Source organism: Neobacillus paridis (assembly GCF_016765675.1).
Taxonomy (GTDB): Bacteria; Bacillota; Bacilli; order Bacillales; family Cytobacillaceae; genus Neobacillus; species Neobacillus paridis.
Window position 1 is genome coordinate 1 of sequence record NZ_JAESWB010000279.1, and the last position, 703, is coordinate 703.

The window sequence follows — 703 nt, forward strand, 5'->3', positions numbered from 1 at the left end:
ATGGAGCGCCTCTGACCACTGGTCAAGGCGCCCCGATCGGGCTTACGCCGAGAAGGAAGAGCCGCAGCCGCAGGTGGTAGTGGCATTCGGATTCTTGATCACGAATTGCGCGCCTTCCAGGTCATCCTTATAGTCGATTTCCGCTCCCACCAGGTACTGATAGCTCATCGAGTCGATCAGCAACTGCACGCCGTTCTTGGTCATGGTGGTGTCATCTTCGTTGACGATCTCATCGAAGGTGAAACCATACTGGAAACCGGAGCAACCGCCGCCCTGCACGAATACGCGCAGCTTCAGGTCAGAATTTCCTTCCTCTTCAATCAATTGGGCAACCTTGGCGGCTGCACTGTCGGTAAAAACAATCGGTGCTGGCATTTCTGCAATGGCGTTCATTTGGACTCCTGCTAATTAAAGCGAATAACGTTCGATTATAAAACTGATTATAGAACTAATAGCGCACTCACACATTGGAGGCTAATTTTGGCGATGCCAGCTTCAGCACCTGCTCGCTCTCCTGTGGATGGCTGAGCTTGCCCGAAACCAGCGCACCGCCATGCATTTCCAGCGCTTTGTAATGTACATCTCCGGTTATGCGGGCCTTGGGCTGCAATTCAAGCAGCTCGGAACAAAAAACCGGGCCCGTGATCACCCCGTCCACGACAATATGCTCCGCCCTGACCTCGCCTTCCACGCTGGCCTGTTC

At 53.8% G+C, this 703-nt stretch carries 2 protein-coding genes; both read right to left on the reverse strand.

Annotated elements, in window-relative coordinates; translation table 11 throughout:
* Window positions 1-42: 42 nt before the first annotated feature.
* Window positions 43-393, reverse strand: a complete 351-nt coding sequence (erpA, locus tag JK635_RS28820; protein WP_235888214.1) for an iron-sulfur cluster insertion protein ErpA — start codon at window positions 391-393, stop codon at window positions 43-45.
* A gap of 67 nt (window positions 394-460) precedes the next feature.
* Window positions 461-703 (reverse strand): polymer-forming cytoskeletal protein (locus JK635_RS28825; protein WP_202655453.1); only part of this gene is annotated, 243 nt, incomplete at its 5' end.

Bases quoted from the DNA above. Each gene is read 5' to 3' on its own strand.
- erpA (WP_235888214.1), bottom strand. From the start codon at position 393: ATGAACGCCATTGCAGAAATGCCAGCACCGATTGTTTTTACCGACAGT.